Origin of the sequence: Paraburkholderia sp. BCC1886, assembly GCF_900996245.1 — a bacterium.
Lineage (GTDB): Bacteria > Pseudomonadota > Gammaproteobacteria > Burkholderiales > Burkholderiaceae > Paraburkholderia.
The window spans coordinates 21,251-39,808 of record NZ_CAAJGK010000046.1 but is presented as its reverse complement, the minus strand read 5'-3'; the positions used below and the strand labels follow the sequence as shown (position 1 = coordinate 39,808).

At 58.4% G+C, this 18,558-nt stretch carries 16 protein-coding genes; 10 read left to right on the top strand and 6 right to left on the bottom strand.

Translation table 11 applies throughout. The features are described from left to right. Positions 1-115 precede the first annotated feature (115 nt). Entirely contained in the window at positions 116-2,788 is a 2,673-nt protein-coding gene (gene aceE / locus FQ746_RS15525) for a pyruvate dehydrogenase (acetyl-transferring), homodimeric type (protein WP_144110251.1), read from the top strand. Between the two features lie 90 nt (positions 2,789-2,878). On the opposite strand, the gene FQ746_RS15520 is transcribed toward aceE, so the two are convergent. The 4 genes from FQ746_RS15520 to FQ746_RS15505 form a co-directional block, all read right to left on the bottom strand. Next, on the bottom strand, positions 2,879-3,985 hold the full coding sequence (locus tag FQ746_RS15520) for a porin (protein WP_144110250.1): 1,107 nt from the start codon (positions 3,983-3,985) through the stop codon (positions 2,879-2,881). Positions 3,986-4,161: 176 nt separating this feature from the next. After that, positions 4,162-4,602, bottom strand: coding sequence for a flavin reductase family protein (locus FQ746_RS15515; protein WP_186310747.1), 441 nt, complete (start codon positions 4,600-4,602; stop codon positions 4,162-4,164). 40 nt (positions 4,603-4,642) lie between these two features. Beyond that, positions 4,643-6,247, bottom strand: coding sequence for a 4-hydroxyphenylacetate 3-hydroxylase family protein (locus FQ746_RS15510; protein WP_144110248.1), 1,605 nt, complete (start codon positions 6,245-6,247; stop codon positions 4,643-4,645). Positions 6,248-6,517: 270 nt separating this feature from the next. Further along, positions 6,518-7,090, bottom strand: a complete 573-nt coding sequence (locus FQ746_RS15505) for a MarR family winged helix-turn-helix transcriptional regulator (protein WP_144110247.1) — start codon at positions 7,088-7,090, stop codon at positions 6,518-6,520. A gap of 158 nt (positions 7,091-7,248) precedes the next feature. On the opposite strand from FQ746_RS15505, the gene FQ746_RS15500 reads away from it, so the two are divergent. The 5 genes from FQ746_RS15500 (at position 7,249) to FQ746_RS15480 (ending at position 10,975) form a co-directional block, all read left to right on the top strand. Next, a complete protein-coding gene (locus FQ746_RS15500; protein ID WP_144110246.1) occupies positions 7,249-7,707 on the top strand; it encodes a VOC family protein in 459 nt (152 codons plus the stop codon). A 75-nt stretch (positions 7,708-7,782) separates the two neighbouring features. Further along, positions 7,783-8,445, top strand: a complete 663-nt coding sequence (locus FQ746_RS15495; protein ID WP_144110245.1) for a flavin reductase family protein — start codon at positions 7,783-7,785, stop codon at positions 8,443-8,445. A gap of 63 nt (positions 8,446-8,508) precedes the next feature. Beyond that, positions 8,509-9,111 (top strand): glutathione S-transferase family protein, encoded by a 603-nt coding sequence (locus FQ746_RS15490; protein ID WP_144110244.1) that lies wholly within the window; start codon positions 8,509-8,511, stop codon positions 9,109-9,111. A 28-nt stretch (positions 9,112-9,139) separates the two neighbouring features. Continuing rightward, positions 9,140-9,943, top strand: coding sequence for a 2-oxo-hept-4-ene-1,7-dioate hydratase (gene hpaH, locus FQ746_RS15485; protein ID WP_144110243.1), 804 nt, complete (start codon positions 9,140-9,142; stop codon positions 9,941-9,943). Positions 9,944-10,057: 114 nt separating this feature from the next. Further along, positions 10,058-10,975 carry a LysR family transcriptional regulator gene (locus FQ746_RS15480; protein WP_144110242.1) on the top strand — a complete coding sequence of 306 codons (918 nt, stop codon included), beginning with the start codon at positions 10,058-10,060 and terminating at the stop codon, positions 10,973-10,975. 18 nt (positions 10,976-10,993) lie between these two features. On the opposite strand, the gene FQ746_RS15475 is transcribed toward FQ746_RS15480, so the two are convergent. After that, positions 10,994-11,995, bottom strand: coding sequence for a LysR family transcriptional regulator (locus FQ746_RS15475; protein WP_186310746.1), 1,002 nt, complete (start codon positions 11,993-11,995; stop codon positions 10,994-10,996). Positions 11,996-12,237: 242 nt separating this feature from the next. On the opposite strand from FQ746_RS15475, the gene FQ746_RS15470 reads away from it, so the two are divergent. Next, positions 12,238-14,475 (top strand): TonB-dependent siderophore receptor, encoded by a 2,238-nt coding sequence (locus FQ746_RS15470; RefSeq protein WP_260854072.1) that lies wholly within the window; start codon positions 12,238-12,240, stop codon positions 14,473-14,475. A 57-nt stretch (positions 14,476-14,532) separates the two neighbouring features. Continuing rightward, complete coding sequence (locus FQ746_RS15465) at positions 14,533-14,946, top strand: hypothetical protein (protein WP_144110331.1); 414 nt, start codon at positions 14,533-14,535, stop codon at positions 14,944-14,946. Between the two features lie 458 nt (positions 14,947-15,404). Here the strand turns inward: FQ746_RS15465 and FQ746_RS15460 are convergent, their stop codons facing one another. Beyond that, the gene (locus tag FQ746_RS15460) at positions 15,405-16,046 is read right to left on the bottom strand and encodes a TetR/AcrR family transcriptional regulator (protein ID WP_144110240.1); all 642 of its coding nucleotides are present in this window, start codon (positions 16,044-16,046) and stop codon (positions 15,405-15,407) included. A gap of 341 nt (positions 16,047-16,387) precedes the next feature. Between FQ746_RS15460 and purU the strand changes: the two genes are divergently transcribed. Continuing rightward, positions 16,388-17,275, top strand: coding sequence for a formyltetrahydrofolate deformylase (purU, locus tag FQ746_RS15455; protein ID WP_144110239.1), 888 nt, complete (start codon positions 16,388-16,390; stop codon positions 17,273-17,275). Between the two features lie 20 nt (positions 17,276-17,295). Further along, the gene (locus FQ746_RS15450) at positions 17,296-18,546 is read left to right on the top strand and encodes a sarcosine oxidase subunit beta family protein (RefSeq protein ID WP_144110238.1); all 1,251 of its coding nucleotides are present in this window, start codon (positions 17,296-17,298) and stop codon (positions 18,544-18,546) included. Positions 18,547-18,558 lie beyond the last annotated feature (12 nt).

The following is an 18,558-nucleotide window of genomic DNA, read 5'->3' as shown; positions in this document are numbered from 1 at the left end:
GATACAATCGCGTCTTATATACGATTGCAATTGCAATCCATAGCGCGGAATTGCGGTCGAGGATGTCTGCCCGACGTCCGCAATTCATTCCAACTGCCGACTCTGGAGACATGCCGTGAACCGAAGCTTCGAATCCCCCGATGCAGACCCGCAGGAAACACGAGAGTGGTTAGACGCACTGGAGGCTGTCGTGGCCGTGGAGGGACGTCCTCGCGCGCATTATCTGATCGACCAGTTGCTCGATCAGGATGCGGCCCGTCATGGCGACATGCACGGTCGGGTGACCACCGCCTACGTGAATACGATTTCGCGTGAGCGGCAACCTGTGTATCCGGGCGACCTGCGCCTCGAGCAGCGGTTGAATGCGCTTATCCGGTGGAACGCAATGGTCATGGTATTGCGCGCCGGCAAGCACTCCAATGTCGGCGGCCACATTGCCACCTACGCGTCCGCCGCCGTCTTGTACGACGTGGGCTTCGATCATTTTTTCCGCGGACGCACCGAGCATTTCGATGGCGACCTCGTCTACATTCAGGGACATTCGGCGCCGGGAATTTATGGCCGGGCGTACCTCGAAGGTCGGATCACCGAGACGCAACTGGATAACTATCGCCGTGAAGTCGATCGGGACGGTTTGTCGTCCTATCCGCACCCGAGGCTGATGCCCGAATTCTGGCAGTTTCCGACTGTATCGATGGGGCTCGGACCATTGACGGCAGCCTACCAGGCGCGCTTCATGCGCTACCTCGAATACCGGGGTCTCAAGCAGCACCAGGGCCGCAAGGTCTGGGCATTCCTCGGCGACGGCGAGATGGATCAACCCGAGTCGCTTGCGGCGATTTCCGTTGCTGGCCGCGAGCGGCTCGACAACCTCGTGTTCGTCGTGAATTGCAATTTGCAACGGCTCGACGGACCTGTGCGCGGAAACAGCAAGATCATTCAGGAACTGGAGGGTACGTTCCGCGCGGCGGGCTGGAATGTCATTAAGGTGATCTGGGGAGGCGGCTGGGACGACCTGCTCAAACGCGATCGCACCGGGCTCCTGCGTCGGCGAATGATGGAGTGTGTCGATGGCGATTATCAGACGTTCAAATCGCAGAATGGCGCATACGTACGCGAGCACTTTTTCGGCAAATATCCCGAGTTGCTTCAAATGGTCGAGCACATGTCCGACGACGAAATCTGGAAGCTCGCGCGCGGCGGTCACGATCCAGAGAAAGTTTATGCGGCCTACGCTGAAGCTGTGCACACCGAAGGCCGGCCAACCGTGGTCCTTGCGAAGACCGTCAAAGGCTTTGGAATGGGCGAAGCGGGTGAGGGCCAGAATATCAATCACCAGTTGAAGAAAATGAGCGCAGATGCGGTGCGGGCGTTTCGCGACCGATTTGCCCTGCCTGTCCCAGACGGCCAACTGGAGGAAATGCCCTATCTGAAGCCGGAAAAGGATAGTGACGAGGCCCGATATTTCGTCGAACGACGGCACGAACTCGGTGGTTACATCCCCGCGCGTGTCGCGAAGGGGCCGACATTGACGGTTCCGCCGCTCACTGCGTTCAGTGGTCAACTCAAAGATAGCGGCGAGCGTGGCTCATCCACTACGATGGCTTTTGTCCGCATTCTCGGCACACTTTTGAAGGATCCGGAGATCGGCAAGCTGATCGTCCCGATCGTACCGGATGAATCGCGCACCTTCGGCATGGAAGGCATGTTTCGCCAGGTCGGCATTCATTCTTATCTCGGCCAGCTATACACGCCTCAGGATGCGGGCCAGTTGAGCTACTACAAGGAAGCGAAGGACGGCCAGATCCTGCAGGAGGGTATCAACGAGTCTGGAGCCTTCTGTTCCTGGATCGCAGCCGGTACCTCTTACAGCAATCATTCAGTTCCCGCGATCGCGTTCTACATTTTCTACTCGATGTTTGGCCTGCAACGGATCGGCGATCTCGCCTGGGCTGCGGGCGATGCACGAACGCGAGGCTTTCTTCTGGGCGCAACGTCGGGCCGTACCACGCTGATGGGAGAGGGATTGCAACATGACGACGGGCATAGTCATGTGTTGTCTTCGGTGATTCCGAACTGTATCTCCTACGATCCGACCTTTGCCTGCGAATTGGCGGTCATCGTGCAGGATGGCTTGCGCCGCATGTATGTTGAGCAGGAAGACATCTACTACTACATTACGCTCCTCAACGAGAACTACCCGCACCCCGCGCTGCGTCCCGGCACGGAGGAAGGGATTGTAAGGGGGCTGTACCTGCTCTCCGAAGGGAATAGCGCAGGCGTTGGCCAGGCCCACGTGCAGTTGATGGGCAGCGGCTCGATTCTTCGGGAAGTCATCGCAGCGGGCGAGTTGCTGATGCGGGACTTTTCCATTTCAAGCGATGTCTGGAGTGCAACGAGTTTGACCGAAGTCCGGCGTGACGGCCTCTCGGTGGAGCGATGGAACCTGTTGCATCCGGAAGCCGAACCGAGAATACCGTATGTGTGCCAGTGTCTTGGTGATCGCGAAGGCCCCGTTGTCGTGGCGACCGATTACATGAAGGTCGTCGGCGACCAGATCAGACCATTTATCAACGACCGTCGATTCGTAGCGTTGGGCACAGACGGGTTCGGTCGTTCCGACACGCGTGAGGCACTTCGCTCGTTTTTCGAAGTAAACCGTTTCTTTATCGTCATCGCGGCGCTTAAAGTACTGGCTGACGATGGCAAGATTGCCCTTGAACGTGTGACTGAGGCAATCAAGCTGTACGGCATCGACGTCGGCAAGCCAGACCCGGCAACGATCTAGCTGGCCATGTCGCTGCCTTCGGATCGTGTCGGCCGGCGCAACCTGGTTGTTGCGCCGGCATGATTCCTGTCAGGCGTTGCGGGTCTGCCTTCAGAAGACTGTCGATATGCCCGCGCGTACAAGCATCTGTGTGCTCGAGGAAGACGGCTGCAGAGTATTGATCCACGCATTAGTGTCAGGCAGATCGCCTGCGGCGTGCTGGTAAATCAGGGAGAAGGACAACGTCGTACGCTTCGATAACGCGTAGCGCAAAGTCGTGGCAACCTGAGTAGCGTGGTTGTCGGTTAGCTGCGCGTTTCCCTGCATGTACTGGTAGGAGGCGCCGAACGTCAGTACGGGAGACATGCGATAACTTTCCGATACTTCGTACACGTTGACGGCGGCTCGAGTAAGGGTGTTGCGTGTATTGGTGTAAAGCAGATAAACGGTCAGATGGGAGAAAGCGTAATGAGCGCCCATGCCGAATGTCCGGATGCCGTCGTGGCCGTTATTGAGCTCGGCATATTTCGATTCGGAGTAAGCAGCGCCAATGGCAATTGGCCCGTTGGAGTAATCGGCGCCGAATCCGTAAGTACTATCGGCTGAAATCGAGCCCGCCACGTCGCCGAACCCGTACAAGGCCGTGAGACTGAGACCGTCGCTCACAGGGGTTTTGTATTTGACGGCGTTTGAGATGCGCATCGACCCCGATACGTGATCGAAATCGGACGACCCGCTGGGATTATTGGGAATGCGCAGCGCGGCGAAGGGCCCCTGGCGTGCGTCGTAAAAGGTGCCGAAATAAAGTGAGGCGTCGAACGACAGGAGTTCGTCCGTCATGACATCGTACTGGTCGCCGAGCGTTAAGGTGCCGTATCGGGGATTCTGAAGACCCACGTACGCCTCGCGACTGAAGAGTGTGCCTGGGCCAGGAATTGTCGTGCCGTTCGTCAAATTGAATTGCGACACGAGCTTGAAGATTGCCCGTGTGCCGCCGCCGAGGTTTTCCGTGCCGGTCACGCCAAACAGATCAGGCGCCATCATTCCGCTATCGGCGGCGGTGGTGCCATGTCCAGCCTGGTTGGGCACATACAGAATACCCGCGTCGAGCAATCCGAAAAGCGTGACTGAATTGCCATTATCGGAATCGGCGACCTGGGCATGAGCGTAGCCAGTCGTCAGGGCGCAAGCTAGCGCGAGCGTCGAAACTCGTTTCATTGAAATTGTCTCCAGCATATTGTTTTGATTTAATGCAATGAGCAGGACGGATTACATGGAAGCAGGGAATTAAATGAGGGGCGCCGCCTCATGCCATGGGGTAATGAGCGGAGAGCGGCTATTTCATGATGCGGCGGATCAGACCGATCCGCCGCGCCGGTCTCGGGGCCGTTCTGTCAGGCAGAGAATGAAAGCTGGCAGTAGCGGCCGCTGTAGTGAACAAGTGGTCGTCCGCCTGGCTGCTCCGCGCTGATCACGTGTCCGACGAACAGCGAATGGTCGCCGCAGTCGTACACGTACTCGGTTTGCGCAACGACCCGGGTAAGTGCGTCATGAAGAACGGGCGCACCCCGTTGCACTTCGAAGGCCGGCAAGGTATCCGTTTGCGCCTGCCCGGCGAAATGCTGACTGAGTGCCTGCTGCTCGTCGCTGAGAAAGCTGACGCCGAATGCACCTGCATGGACAAGGTGTTCATGCAGGCGCGCGGACTTGCCTATGCAGATAACGATCATCGGCGGATTCAGCGAACCCGACATCACAGCGCTCGCGGTCATGGCACGGATACCTTCGGGACTTTCGCAGGCGATTACGGTGATGCCGGTCGCAAAGGAACTCATTGCACGCCGGAACGCCATACCATTGATATCGGTAGTCATTTCAGCCCCGCTTGTGCGCGCCGGCAAACAGGCTGACGTCGCCTGAGTTCACCAGATCTGGTGCGGTCCACCCGTTGAGGTCGTACTCGTCCATGCACGAATCCACGAACGAGCGCATCCGGGTCGAGAGGCCGCTATGTTCGGCAACCATCAACGGGTCGAGCCGGCTTTGCTCGAAGCTGCCCGAATAATTCATCTCATACAGTTCGTGGCGCGACGCAAACTCCGATCCCACTGCGTCCCAAAGCAGTTTGAGCAGCTTGACGCGGCTCTCGGCGTCCGCACCATTGGATCCTCTGACGTAACGGTCGAGATAGGGACGCAGAGCGGGCTCCTTGAAATCGAGCGCATGCGAGGGTAGGTAGATGAGCCCGCTCGCAACGGTCTTCTGGATGAGGTTGCGAATCCGCGAATACGCGTCGGCTTGAATGGTGCGATAACCGAGCGCCGCATTCACGTCCGGCAATACGTAGCCATCGCCCCATGCGCCGCCCGAGCGTGCCATGGCGTCCGACAGTCCCCACATGACGTGACGCAGCCCGATTGCTTCGCCCACCGCTGCCTGCACGCCGCGAAAATCTTTCGTGCCAGTGACTTCTACGGCTTTCAGGAACAGACCGACGATGAAATCGAGTTTGACCGCCAGTCGTGTGCAGCCATGCATCAAGGTGCGTCCGAGGAAACCCGATTGGCGGATGAAGGTATTGGATAGTTCGACCCCGTACATCAGCACGTTTTCCCACGGCACGTGTACCTTGTCGAGAATAAGGATCGAATCGTTCTCGTCCAGACGGCTTGACAGCGGCGCGTCGAAGGGCGACCCCATGACGCTGGCCATCTGTTCGTAGGAGTTGCGGCAGATGAGCTTGACACCCGGGGCGCCGGTAGGGATCATGAAAATCGGCGAGAACTTCTTGTCCTTATGCACGACGCCGTAATGTCCGACGAATGTCCATTGCGTCAGGGCCGCACCGGTAGCGACCACCTTCGCGCCGCTCACGATAAGCCCGGAATCCGTTTCGCGCTCCACCCGAACGAACACATCGGAAGTCTCGACCGGCTGCGCGCGATCGAGCGGCGGATTGACAATCGCATGATTGATATACGGCACGCGCTGGCGTGCGATGTCATACCAGCGGTCCGCGTTCGGTTGATATTCCTCGTAGACGCCACGGTTCGCGCCCAGTGTGCCGACCCACGCAGCTTTGTAGTCCGGTGTGCGTCCCATCCAGCCATATGACATGCGCGCCCATTCAGCGATGGCGTCGCGACTGGCCACCTGCTCTTCGATCGAACGGGGAGCCTGAAAGAAGCGGTGCGTGCGTTGCTCCGGTGCGTTGTCGATGGGTATGGTCAGTAGGCTGGTGCGGGCGGGATCGTGCAACGCGTCGTAAAGTCGCGCTGTCATCCGTGCGGAATTCCTGAAGGCCGAATGATTCACCACGTCTTTAACGCGCTCGCCGTTGATCCAGACTTCGCGGCCGTCGTTCAGACTCTGCAGATATTCGTCGCCAGTGTATGGCGCGGATGGGGTGACCGCGGAATTGGCTTTTTGCTGGCCGGCAGCATGGGGCGCCTCGGCGCTCGCCGAAATCGTGTCGCTCATTGAAGTCTCCATTCTCATGTTAGGAAATCGCCTGCTGTGCTGGGCGACTGATGAATATAGTACGGCACACGTACTATAAGTCAAGCGTATTTACCCGGAGCGTGACGGTGTACCGCGAAGCAGAAGAGGAGGGGCGAGGGGTACGGAGGAGTGGAACCGGTGCTTCTGCGTAACGCGAGCCTCGTGAAGCGCGCGTTACGTCATGGCGCGAAAAGCGCGGAACGGTGAATGAGCGGCGTTGCTCGGCCCATTAATACGATGCAGGCAGACCTATTGCGGGTTGTGCTTGAGTTGATGCCAGACCTTGCCAAGTGCCTTTTGCAGCAGGTCGCATTCGTCATCGTCGAGTGCCGACACCAGATTTTCGCAACTCTTCCAGAAACCGGGCAGCGCCTCGTTAAGGAGCGATTGTCCCGTTTCGGTGAGTTCGAGCGTCAGGCTGCGGCGGTCCTGTGCGCTGGCTTGGCGCGCAAGCAATTGCCGGTTTTCCAGCCAGTCGAGTAACCCTGTCACGCTGGAACGCGTGACGCCGAAGTAGTCGGACATATAGGACGGTGTGAGGATATCGACTTCGAGAAAGCCTCGCTGAGCGAGACCGAACAGCATCAGCACGTCGAATTTTTTCTCCGAGACGCCGTATCTGGCGAGACTGCGATTGACGGTTTGGGTGATGTCGTCGCTTAGCCACAGCATGAGCAGGCCAATGCCTGCTTTCTTTCTGTCCGTATTGCGCGGCGCCGTTTTCTTCATCAGTTCGAGATGCGGATGCGCTGCCTGTTCAGCCGTCCTTGCAGTAGCGGAGGGTTCTTTTTTGTTGCGATTCTCGCGAAGCGGTTTATTCATGGGAAATTCGGAAGGGATTGGGGCCAACGTTCCAAAATAATACCATTGACAAATAGTACGTGTGACGTACTATGTCGACGTCGGCTACGCGCAGGCAGGAGTGCAAGCCGCGAAGGTAGCCCGATTCGCGATTCGAACAAATAGATCAGGAGATACTTATGTCGATCAAGGTAGTTGAACTACACCACGTTGGCTTCGGCGTGACGAATGCAGTCGCCGATCAGATGCTCGACTTCTATCGTGACGTGCTCGAGCTTCCTCAAGACCCGACTCGCTGGAAAATTCCGGGCATCTACGGTTCGTGGATCAATCTGCCAAACGGCACGCAATTACATATTCTTGGCAGCGATGGCCCATCACCCTACGCAAAGGGCCCGGGTCAGGATCCGGTCCAGAACCACATTGCGCTTGCGGTAGAAGACGTGGTGGCCGCGGAGCAGGAGTTGATCAGCAAGGGCATCCGGTACTTCACGCTGGACAACGTCGCATCGCCGACCTTGAAGCAACTGTTCGTACACGACCCTGCAGGCAACATGGTCGAAATTCACCAGAAAGACGCCCGGCGTCCCGGCGTAGAGAAGGCCGAGGCATCCAGCGGCGTTGCTCGGAATTACTGACGCGGGGTATCCATGCCGGCTGCGCGATCTCCCCTGGAAGGGCGACGTCGCCGGCCAATCGAATCAGGATAGGCCATGTATTTTTCGATGAGTGATCTTGACGGGCCACATCGCAACAAGTTGCTTCATTCCACCGTGGTGCCACGGCCTATTGCGTGGATTTCGTCACTGGATGCAACAGGCTCGGTCAACGTAGCGCCGTTTTCATTTTTCAACCTGATGTCCGGTGACCCACCGTTACTGGCGGTGTGCATCGGCTCGCGCGCCGGCGTGCTCAAGGACACCGGCCGGAACATCGCCGCGCGCGGCGAGTTCGTGGTGAATCTCGTGTCCATGGCGCAACTCAAGCAGATGAATGTCACGGCCATCGACTTCGACGAGGACGTCGACGAAGCCAATGAGGCCGGTCTGGAATTGCTCGCAGGTCATGCCGTTTCGGTGCCGCGTATTGCCGGAAGTCCCGCATCGCTCGAGTGCCGTAATCGCACCCTGATCGACATCGACGGACGTCGCACGCTCGTGATCGCTGACATCGTCGGCATGCATCTGATCGACGCTGCGGTGTTGGACGCGAAAAACCTCTACGTCGATCCCGAACCGATGGATCTGGTGGCACGTTTGCACAACCCCGGCTGGTACTGCCGGATTGAAAATCCCTTCCGGCTGACCACGCCCACTGTCGAAGAATGGAACGCCCTCAAGCAGACGGGTGAAGCACAGACATTTCTCGGCAAGTAGTGGTCGCGCCGCCCAGTGGCGTTCACAAGTTGCCGCCAGATACGGGAATCATTGAGGAAAGTAATGAAACTATATTTTGCGCCGGGAACGAGTTCGTTCGCGGTTCGGTTGGCCCTTGCGGAAGCCCGGCTGGAGGCCGACTTCATTGCCGTAAATCTGGAAGACGAATGGCTGCGCGATCCGCAGCATCCGTTCTATCAGGTTAATCCGCTCGGATATGTGCCGGTGCTTGCGACCGACGAAAGCTCGTTTCTGAGAGAGGTGCCGGCTATTCTGTGTTTCATTGCGGACAGGTGGCCGGGAGAGGGCGAGCGTGCGCGAGGCGAGATGGATCGCTATAAGCTCTACGAGATGCTGGCGTTGATCAACTCGGAATTGCACAAGCCCATCGGGCTGTTGTTGCGTCAGATGATGAACGAAGGCGGGCGGGTCAAGAGCGTGTCGCGTATTGCCCGTATGCTCGACTGGCTCAACCTGAAAGCAACGCAGGATGAATTCGTGTTGGGGCCGGCACTTTCGGTGGCCGACCTGTATCTGTACACGGTGCTCGGCTGGCTAACTTACGTTGGGCTGGATCTTGCACGATGGAAGGCCTTGAGCGCCTTCTTCGCCAAAATCGACAAACGGGAATGCGTGCAAGCCGCGAGGCTTGCCGAAGCCGCGTGATCGACCTCAACCTTATATTCACGACATCATGCTCGATCCGTCAGTCATAGAGGAGTCAGCACGCCGCCTGCATGCGGCGGAGCGATCCAGAACGCAGATATCGCAGTTGTCGCTCGCATATCCGGAAATCGGGATTGCCGACGCTTATGAAATCCAGCGACGTTGGATCGATACCAAGATTGCCGAGGGCCGCACGACCATTGGGCATAAGATCGGCCTGACCTCGCGGGCCATGCAAATGGCGTCCCAGATCGCAGAGCCCGATTACGGCGTGTTGCTGGACGACATGCTGTGGTTCGACGGCAGTACCATCCCGCGCGATCGATTCATCGTGCCGCGTATCGAGGTGGAGTTGGCGTTCATTCTCGGCAAACCGCTGAAGGGGCCAGGCGTCACGCTGTTCGACGTTCTCGATGCGGTCAGGTACGTCACGCCCGCACTGGAAATCATCGACGCACGTTCGCATCAGGTCGATCCCGGTAGCGGTCGCGCGCGTAAGGTTTTCGACACGATTGCCGATAATGCGGCGAACGCCGGTGTAGTGCTGGGTGGTCGGCCCGTGTCCGTGAACGAGGTGGACTTACGCTGGGTGGGGGCAATCTTCTCGCGTAACGCAGTGGTCGAGGAAACGGGACTTGCTGCGGGCGTGTTGAACCATCCGGCCAACGGTGTGGTGTGGCTGGCCAACCGGCTTGCCGCCTATGACGTGTCGCTGCTAGCCGATCAGATCATTCTGAGCGGCTCGTTCACGCGTCCTGTCTATGCCGAAACCGGGGATACATTTCACGCCGATTACGGCGCCTTGGGTTCGGTCAGTTGCAGATTCATATAACCGGCGAAACCGGGGGGCGTCCCACGTAGTACAGGTAAGCCAATCTGTGAAAATATTCGTCGCAGGGAGGATGACCTGGTCTCCTTCAACGATGTGTCGACAATATTCTGGCCGATGACACTGCCGGATCTCAATCTTCTGTTCGCGATCGACGCGCTACTCGAAGAAGGCTCAGTCGTGGCCGCGGCGCGGCGGATGAATCTGAGCGCCCCTGCAATGAGCCGCACGCTTGCGCGCATTCGCGGGGCTATTAATGACCCGTTGCTGGTGAAAGTCGGACGCAGGATGGTCCCGACGCCGCATGCGATCGCGCTGCGCGAACAGGTCCGTCACTCGGTCGAGAGCGCCCGGCGATTACTGGAACCGGAGCCTGAAATCGATTTGCCTTCGTTGACGCGCAGTTTCGTTCTGTATGCCAACGACGTTTTTATCAGTGCGTTCGGCCAGTCTTTGATGGAGCGGGTTTGCGCGGAGGCACCGCACGTGCTGCTGCGGTTTTCTCCAGAGCGTGAAAGCGAGACGAGAATACTCGAGGACGGCAACATCGACCTGTACATCAGCGCGATGCGTCCAATGGGAGCGGAAATTCATGTGCAGTCGCTCTTTACGACAAAGTTCGTTGGCATGGCAAGACAGGATCATCCCATCTTCGAACAGGACATTACGCCGGAACGTTTCGTCGCTTACGATCAGATCAGCGTATCGCGGCGTGGCCGCGCAAACGGACCGGTCGACGAGGCGCTGCAACGCCTTGGACTTGCACGGCGAGTTTCGCTGGTGGCGCCGACGTTTCATTCCGGCATCTTCATGCTTTTTGGCGCTGATCTTGTTCTGACCGTTCCGGAGCATGTCGCCTGGGCCGTTCGCGACATGGGGTTACGCGCGCGTTCGTTTGAACTGCCTGTTCCTCTCGAGACCGTGGTGGTGGTGCAGGCATGGCATCCCCGATTCAAGAGTGACCGCGCGCATCAGTGGATACGTCGCATCGTCCGCACCTTATGTCATGGCGGAGGGAGCGGCGATCTTGCGTAAGGAACGGCAACACACGATCTAACACCCGCTCATCCGGGAAGCTGGCCTCGCAGGCCCCGGAGTATTCGCACTGGAAGCTGGCTCACGACGCGCGGGAAGGATGAAGCGGCTCTGTTCCGTGTCGACTATCGCCCGCCTGAAAACGTCCTTGAACCAGTCGATAAACACTCGCAGTTTGTTCGGCATGTACCGGTTCGGATAATAAACAATACTCACCGGCGTCGTAGCTGCAGGAATGCTCTGCAGGATTTCGCGCAGTGATCCATCTTCCAGGTAGGGCTGCAGCGCAAAGCGGTAGCCCGAAATGATCCCTAATCCCGACAGCGCGCAGGAAATGAACGAATCTGTATCGTTCACCATCACGCGGCTTTGCATGGTGACTGGCGCAACGTTGCCCGCGATCCCGACTTCCCACGCCTTCAGGCCGGTTCCATCGTTGCGTGCGCCTGCCACTGCCACGTGTCTTCCCAGTTCAGCCAGCGTGCGTGGTTCGCCATAGCGCGCGAGATAGGAGGGAGACGCGCACATGATGGGCGCAGTGCGCCCAACTTCCCTGGCGATAACGCTATTCTCGCGAATCTCGCCGATCCTGAGCGTGCAATCCACCGCTTCCTTCGCGAGATTGAACTGGCCGTCGGAAATCGTCATCTCGACATTGAGCTTCGGGAATTTTTCGAGCAGCTCGGGCAGCGCCGGAATCAGTACGCCCTTCGCGATCGCCGCCGATAGTCCGACCTTGATGCGGCCTTCAGGTGTACGGCCGGCGTTCGCCGCATCTTCATTCATGCTGTCTATCTGCTCCAGCACGCGGACGCAGGCGTCGTAGTATGCACGTCCTTCTTCAGTCGGGCTCACGTTGCGGGTCGTGCGATTGAGCAGGCGCACATTGGTCTGCTTCTCGAGGCCGTGAATGAAGCGCGAAACGGTACCCGTCGCAAGATGCAGATGGTCAGCAGCCTGCGTAAAACTCAAACAGTCGACGACCTGAACAAAAGCTCTCATTGCGTCAACGCGATCCATAGCGTTCCTCTTTATTTCTGTGCCAAACAGCGCGCCCATTCGGCAGGTTCAGATCGGCTGCATCACCGTCCGCCTCTTTTCCGGTTGCATCAAAGCGATGGTAAGCCACGACACAGGCTGAGCGTGGCAGGCAGCGCTGCGTTCTGCGCACGTCTTGAATGCAAGTAGCGGCATTTACCTACCCGTGCGTCATCAATGAGAATCATTCGCATTGAAAGTGAATTATTCCAACGGACTCTCTGATGACTGACACATGCACCGGACCATTGATCGCAGCTTTGGGTATCGCATTGGCGTCACCGTCGACGTTATACGCGCAGCAATTCGTCGACACCGCCGAGCGTGAAATGACGGGCGGCTCGCGTGAATCGAGCGACGCGAGTGACTCGGATGAAAGGCCGGCGCGTTCGACGTTACCCGCCATCAAGATCAAGGCGGCTGCGGACCGGACGATTACTGAAGATACCGGCTCCTACACCACGGGCGCGACCCGCGCCGCCACCGGCTTACCGCTTGCGTTGCGCGATACGCCGCAGTCGGTCACCGTCATCACGCGTCAGCGGATGGACGATCAACAGATGAACTCGGTCACCGAGGTGCTTGAGAATACGACGGGTGTCTCATCGTACGCGCAGGATGGACAGGGCGGCCGGGTGACGTTCTACTCACGCGGATTTGAAATAACGAACTTCGAGTACGACGGCATTCCGACCACCAATCTCCCGAACACCTTCGTCCCCGGCGAAGGAGTTCAGGATGGCGCGTTTTACGATCGCGTCGAAGTCGTTCGGGGTGCGGCAGGACTGCTGAGTGGAACCGGCAATCCCTCCGCTACGGTGAACCTGGTCCGCAAGCGACCAGGCAAGGCGTTCTCGGTTTCCGGTTTGGTGGGTGGCGGTTCCTGGGACGACTATCGCGCGGTTCTCGATGTGTCGACGCCGCTCAGCAAGGACGGACGTATTCGAGCCCGCGTAGTGGGCGCCTATGAGGATTCGCACTCGTTTCTGGATCACGCTACGTTAAAGCGAAAGTCGTTCTACGGCGTGATCGACGCGGACCTGACGAGTCACACGACATTGTCACTCGGCTACGAATTCCAGAACGCCAATCCGAAAGGCCTGCCTTGGGGCGGCCAGCCACTTTTCTTCAGTGACGGCTCACTGACGCACTGGTCCCGGTCGACCAATGCGGCCGCTAGCTGGAATACGTGGAAAAGCACGGCAAAAACCGTATTTGCCGATTTCGACACGCACTTCGACAACGGCTGGACCTTGCACGGCGAGCTGACCCAGAAGCGCGCCGACTCGGATGCCCGGCTACTGTCGACGCTCGGATATGTCGACAGCAGTACTGGCGCAGGACTGATCCCGGTGGCGACGCACGGCATCGTTCAGTCGAAGCAAACCAGCGTGGACCTGATGGCATCGGGCCCATTCAGACTGCTCGGCCGGCGTCATGAACTTGTGTTCGGCGGGATGGCTTCGCGGCGTACTTCGGACGATCGCGAAACGGGCTTTGTTTTTCCGAGCGACCCGATTGCCAATTTCTATAACTGGAGCGGCAATTATCCGGAGCCGGCGTTCGATTCGCTGCCGCACACGCTGACGCAAACGCGGATCAATCAGGGTGGTGTGTATGGAGCGGGGCGTTTGTCGCTGGCCGATCCGTTGAAGCTGATCCTCGGTGGACGCGTCAGTTACTACGATGTCGATCAGAACACGGCGGGCAGCGCGTTCCACGACCGGAAGTCGGCGAGGTTCGTGCCGTATGCAGGCATCGTCTACGATCTCAATGATATCTACTCGGCCTATGCGAGTTATACAGAGATCTTCAACCCTCAAACGTCGCGCGATAGAGGCGGGAATATTCTCGCGCCCACGACGGGGAAAAACACCGAAATCGGTATCAAGGGTGAATACCTGAATGGCAGGCTCAACGGCTCCCTCGCGCTTTTCGAAGCAAAGCTGGACCACGTTGCGCAGATCGACACGGGTCATCTTCTGGCGGACGGCACGCAGTCCTATTACGCGGCGAACGGGACCACGTCGAAGGGCGTCGAATTCGAGTTGCAGGGAAAACTCACGAACCGATGGAACGTGTTCGCCGGGGTGTCTCATTTCACGGCATCGGATAACACAGGTAGCCGTTTGAGCAGCCAGATTCCGAGAACCACCGCGAGAGTATCGACGACTTATCGCCTGGCAGGCGAGTTGACAGCAATGACCGTGGGCGGAAGCGTCAACTGGCAAAGCCGCTTTTACCAGATGGCGACGAGTTCAAACGGAGTGGTAGTAGTAGGACAGAACCCCTATGCGATCGCTTCTTTGATGGCTCGCTACGACGTGTCGAAGAACGCCGCCGTTCAGGTCAACGTCAACAATCTGTTCGACAAAAGCTACTACACGATGACTGGCTTCTACAACCAGGCGCTGTTCGGCGAGCCCCGTAACTTCATGGTGACGCTCAGCTACAAACTTTAGTCGAAGCCCGGCGTTGAAGATTGCGCCAGCCTTAGTCAAATCAGGAGATTGTGAGTGATGAGCCTTAATCCAAATACCTTCACTGTGCACGACATCAGTGACTTTCCTTTCGTTCTTTTTAATTCAGAGGCGGCACAACCGGGGTACGCGAGTCAGTGGGAAAGAGAGATGATCTTGCTCGCGAAGAACGATAAGGCGTTCGTCATCGTGTACGATCAGCACAGGTCCGAAGAGGACCATGACGACCGGAAACATCGCGGTATCTGGCTGAAACACAACAAATCAGAGCTGGGCCGACTTTGCAAATGCCTGATCAGTGTCGAACCGGACGAGGCTCGCCGGCACGCATTGAAAGCTTTGTCGGAAATGGCAACCAAGGCGTTTGGGATCCCACATGAAGTCGTGGCCACGCGTGACGATGCTCTCCAAATTGCACACTCGTCACTAGGTCGGCGCTCCGGCTCCTGTTGAGACAGTGGCGGATGGCTGCTAGGTACCGGTGGAGTACTTCCCGGGCATACTCGCCTCCCCGACCTTGAGAGACACTCGAGCACCAACAATCAGGTTGTGTTTTCGCCGGATTGACCCATCTCCTTCGAGGTCCCCCAAACATCGCAACACATTGGCCGGCTGAAGCTGAACTGCGATGATCGTCATCCGGCGGGGCGTGCATGCCAACCACGTGCTGGCGGCGAGTGTGCTCATGAAAGCATTCTCACCATGACGGGTGCCGTTGCGACCGCAAATGCCCCACTGCACACCATCGTCACACTTGCCATTACGTCATTGGGAGTCCCGCGGTCATGCGCCCGCGCGACTCCCGCTACCAGGGCAATGGCGCCGAGCGTGGTGACTATTTTCAAGGTCGTCGACGGACACTGGAGAGGCGTCGGGACCGCGGCAGTCGCCAGATAGCAAACGTTGCGACGCTAACGTTTCGTTCCGGCCTGCACGATTACCTGTGCCAATATGTCCAGCTGACCATCGGTCTCTTCCTGCGCAACGTCGAAGAGCCCGAACAGACTCATCCCGCGAAGCGAAGCAAACACGAATCCGGCGAACTGTTCCGGTGCCGGGTGATTCGATCTGATTTCGGGAAAGCAGGTGATGAAGCGGGCAAAGAAGACCGGATCTGAATTCGCACGCGTCGCGTCGATTCGCCTGAACAGTTCGGGCGAGGCCTTGCAGCCGAAGAAGAGGCTCCAGGCGGCGACGTAACCCGGTACGCCATAGATGGTTTGCCAGGCGAGACGGACGAATTCACGCGCGCGCTCTTCCAGCACGAGCGCCGATGGCGGCCAGACTACGCCATCGTCCGACAGCGGTGCCATCACTTCGTCGATGAGCCGCTCCATCAGCACCTGCCGGTTGGCGAAATGGTGCTGAAGCGCTCCGAGCGTGACTTTCGCACCGCGCGCGATGTCCTGAAGGTTGGTTGCCTGGAAGCCTTTTTTCTGCAGCAGGCGCATTGCCGACTGGACGATCCGGCGTCGCGTAGCGTCGCTTCGTTCTTCCTGGGTTCGACGGGTCGCCTTGCGGCGGGGCTTTTCGGTCTTGATTTCGGTACTCATGATCTGACGGTCATTGGCGTGCGGGCAGAGTCTATACCAGATGGCCTGAACAGCCTGAGCCAACCGTCTGGCAAGGGATAACATTGTACAAGTAACAATTAATTTTTATTGTTTATCATTGTGCCTGTACTTATACTGTCGTCAAGCACGCAGCGAGGTCAGCCTCCGTCTATCCCTCTGGAATCTTCGCGTAGCAGATAGCGTGTCGAAGACCGCGGCGGCGCGGCCAGAAACAATAATAATTTATTGTTTGTTGGCGGTGCGGCCCTGGCTGACCGGCGCAGTGAAGCGCTTGACAGTCAGCGCATGAACGAACTCAACCCCTGTTTTTGTAGGCCATCATGACCGCAACGACGCAAGCAACCACGCAAGCAACGAAAGCGACCAGCTACCTGTTCACGTTCCAGTGTCCCGACCGCCTCGGTATTCTCGCCAAAGTCTCTACCGCGCTCTTCGAGCAGGGCGCGTATGTCACCGAGTCGTTTCACTATGGCGACCCGCAGACCGAGCACTTCTTTGCGCGCATGGTCTTCGACGACCATGTCCTGAAAGGCGATATCGCGGACGTGCAGGAGAGCCTGACGTCGCTTGCCGGCGAACTGGACCTGCAGTTCGCCATCCGGCCGGCCGCTTACCGGCCCAAAGTGCTCATCGCGGTTTCGAAGCACGACCACTGCCTCAACCTGCTGTTGACGAAGTGGCGAGCGAATGCTCTGGCGATCGATATCGTCGGGGTGGTGTCGAATCACGACGACTGCCGCAGCCTGGTGGAGTGGTACGGCATTCCGTTCCATCATTATCCGATCACCCCGCACACCAAACCTCAGCAGGAAGCCCAGATTCTGGATCTGTTCGCGACGACCGGTGCGGAGTTGCTGGTTCTCGCGCGCTACATGCAGATTCTCTCGGATGACATGAGCCGCAAGCTCGAAGGGCGAGCCATCAACATCCATCACTCGTTCCTGCCCGGCTTCAAGGGCGCGCGCCCCTACCACCAGGCGTACGAGCGCGGTGTCAAGGTGATCGGCGCCACCGCGCATTTCGTTACGAGCGACCTGGACGAGGGTCCCATCATCGCTCAGGAGGTCAAGCCGATCGACCATGCCTACACGGCCGAGGATATGGTTCTCGTCGGCCAGGACACCGAAGCGGTTGCGCTCGCCAACGCCGTGCGTCTCTGGAGTGAAGGCCGCATCTTCCTGAACGGTCATCGCTCGGTCATTCTGTAATTCTCGTGACAGAGGTTCGCATGGAAAAGTACTCTTTTTTGTCTCTTGCGAAGCATGCGCTAAGCGGTCATCGCAAATGGACTCCGGCGTGGCGTTCGAGTGAACCCGGAAGCCGTTATGACGTAGTCATCATCGGCGGCGGCGGGCAGGGTCTTTCGACGGCTTACTACCTCGCGAAGAACCACGGCATCACGAACGTTGCGGTGATCGAGAAAGGATGGATCGGTGGCGGCAACACGGGCCGCAACACGACGGCCATCCGCTCGAACTATTTTTACCCGGAGAGCACTCGCTTCTTCGAGCGCTCGCTGCAGCTCTACGAAGGCTTGAGCAAGGAGTTCAATTACAACGTCATGTTGAGTCAGCGCGGCGTGCTGACCCTGGCTCATAGTCCGCATCAACTCGACGGTCTGACCCGCTGGTCGAACTCCATCCAGTTGCAGGGGATCGACGCGGAGATGCTCGATGTCCAGCAGATTCACGCTTATCTTCCGCTACTGGACGTCAGTGCGCGCGCCCGTTTCCCCGTCCTCGGCGGATTCATCCAGCGACGCGGCGGCGTTGCCCGACACGATGCGGTCGCGTGGGGCTATGCACGCGGGGCGGATGCAATGGGTGTCGACATCGTGCAGAACTGCGAGGTGCTCGGGCTCGATATCGTCGACAACCGCATACGTGGCGTCAGAACCAGCAAGGGGGCGATCGCTGCCGACAAGGTCGTGATTTCGGTCGCCGGCAACTCTTCCGTCGTCGCGAAGATGGCCGGGCTGTCGCTGCCCATCGTTTCGATGCCGCTGCAGGCGATGGTCAGCGAACCGGTCAAGCCGATCATGGATGGCGTCGTGAACTCGCCTGCCGTACACGCTTATGTCAGCCAGTCCGACCGCGGCGAGATCCTTATTGGCGGTCGCACGGACGCCTATCCCTCGTACGGACAACGCGGGTCCCTGCCGGCACTGGAAGACACGCTGAGCGCCGCGCTGAACCTGTTCCCCGCGTTCAGCCGTCTGAAGCTGATGCGGCAATGGGCCGGTATCGTGGATATCTCTCCGGACTCCAGCCCGATTCTCGGCAAGACGCCCATTCGGTCGATGTTCATCAGCACCGGCTGGGGCACCGGCGGATTCAAGGCTATTCCGGTCGGCGGCGAGACGATGGCCTACACCGTAGCCCACGACCGTCCGCATCCTCTTATTGAACCTTTCGGCATCGACCGGTTCGCCAGAGGCCGCTTCGTGAACGAAGCAGCCGCGGCCGGCGTCGAGCATTAAACGGAACGAGTC

Coding starts and splice junctions, on each gene's coding strand:
- FQ746_RS15520 (WP_144110250.1), bottom strand. CDS start 3,985: ATGAAACGAGTTTCGACGCTCGCGCTAGCTTGCGCCCTGACGACTGGC.
- FQ746_RS15515 (WP_186310747.1), bottom strand. CDS start 4,602: ATGAGTTCCTTTGCGACCGGCATCACCGTAATCGCCTGCGAAAGTCCC.
- FQ746_RS15510 (WP_144110248.1), bottom strand. CDS start 6,247: ATGAGCGACACGATTTCGGCGAGCGCCGAGGCGCCCCATGCTGCCGGC.
- FQ746_RS15505 (WP_144110247.1), bottom strand. CDS start 7,090: ATGAATAAACCGCTTCGCGAGAATCGCAACAAAAAAGAACCCTCCGCT.
- FQ746_RS15500 (WP_144110246.1), top strand. CDS start 7,249: ATGTCGATCAAGGTAGTTGAACTACACCACGTTGGCTTCGGCGTGACG.
- FQ746_RS15495 (WP_144110245.1), top strand. CDS start 7,783: ATGTATTTTTCGATGAGTGATCTTGACGGGCCACATCGCAACAAGTTG.
- FQ746_RS15490 (WP_144110244.1), top strand. CDS start 8,509: ATGAAACTATATTTTGCGCCGGGAACGAGTTCGTTCGCGGTTCGGTTG.
- hpaH (WP_144110243.1), top strand. CDS start 9,140: ATGCTCGATCCGTCAGTCATAGAGGAGTCAGCACGCCGCCTGCATGCG.
- FQ746_RS15480 (WP_144110242.1), top strand. CDS start 10,058: ATGACACTGCCGGATCTCAATCTTCTGTTCGCGATCGACGCGCTACTC.
- FQ746_RS15475 (WP_186310746.1), bottom strand. CDS start 11,995: ATGGATCGCGTTGACGCAATGAGAGCTTTTGTTCAGGTCGTCGACTGT.
- FQ746_RS15470 (WP_260854072.1), top strand. CDS start 12,238: ATGACTGACACATGCACCGGACCATTGATCGCAGCTTTGGGTATCGCA.
- FQ746_RS15465 (WP_144110331.1), top strand. CDS start 14,533: ATGAGCCTTAATCCAAATACCTTCACTGTGCACGACATCAGTGACTTT.
- FQ746_RS15460 (WP_144110240.1), bottom strand. CDS start 16,046: ATGAGTACCGAAATCAAGACCGAAAAGCCCCGCCGCAAGGCGACCCGT.
- purU (WP_144110239.1), top strand. CDS start 16,388: ATGACCGCAACGACGCAAGCAACCACGCAAGCAACGAAAGCGACCAGC.
- FQ746_RS15450 (WP_144110238.1), top strand. CDS start 17,296: ATGGAAAAGTACTCTTTTTTGTCTCTTGCGAAGCATGCGCTAAGCGGT.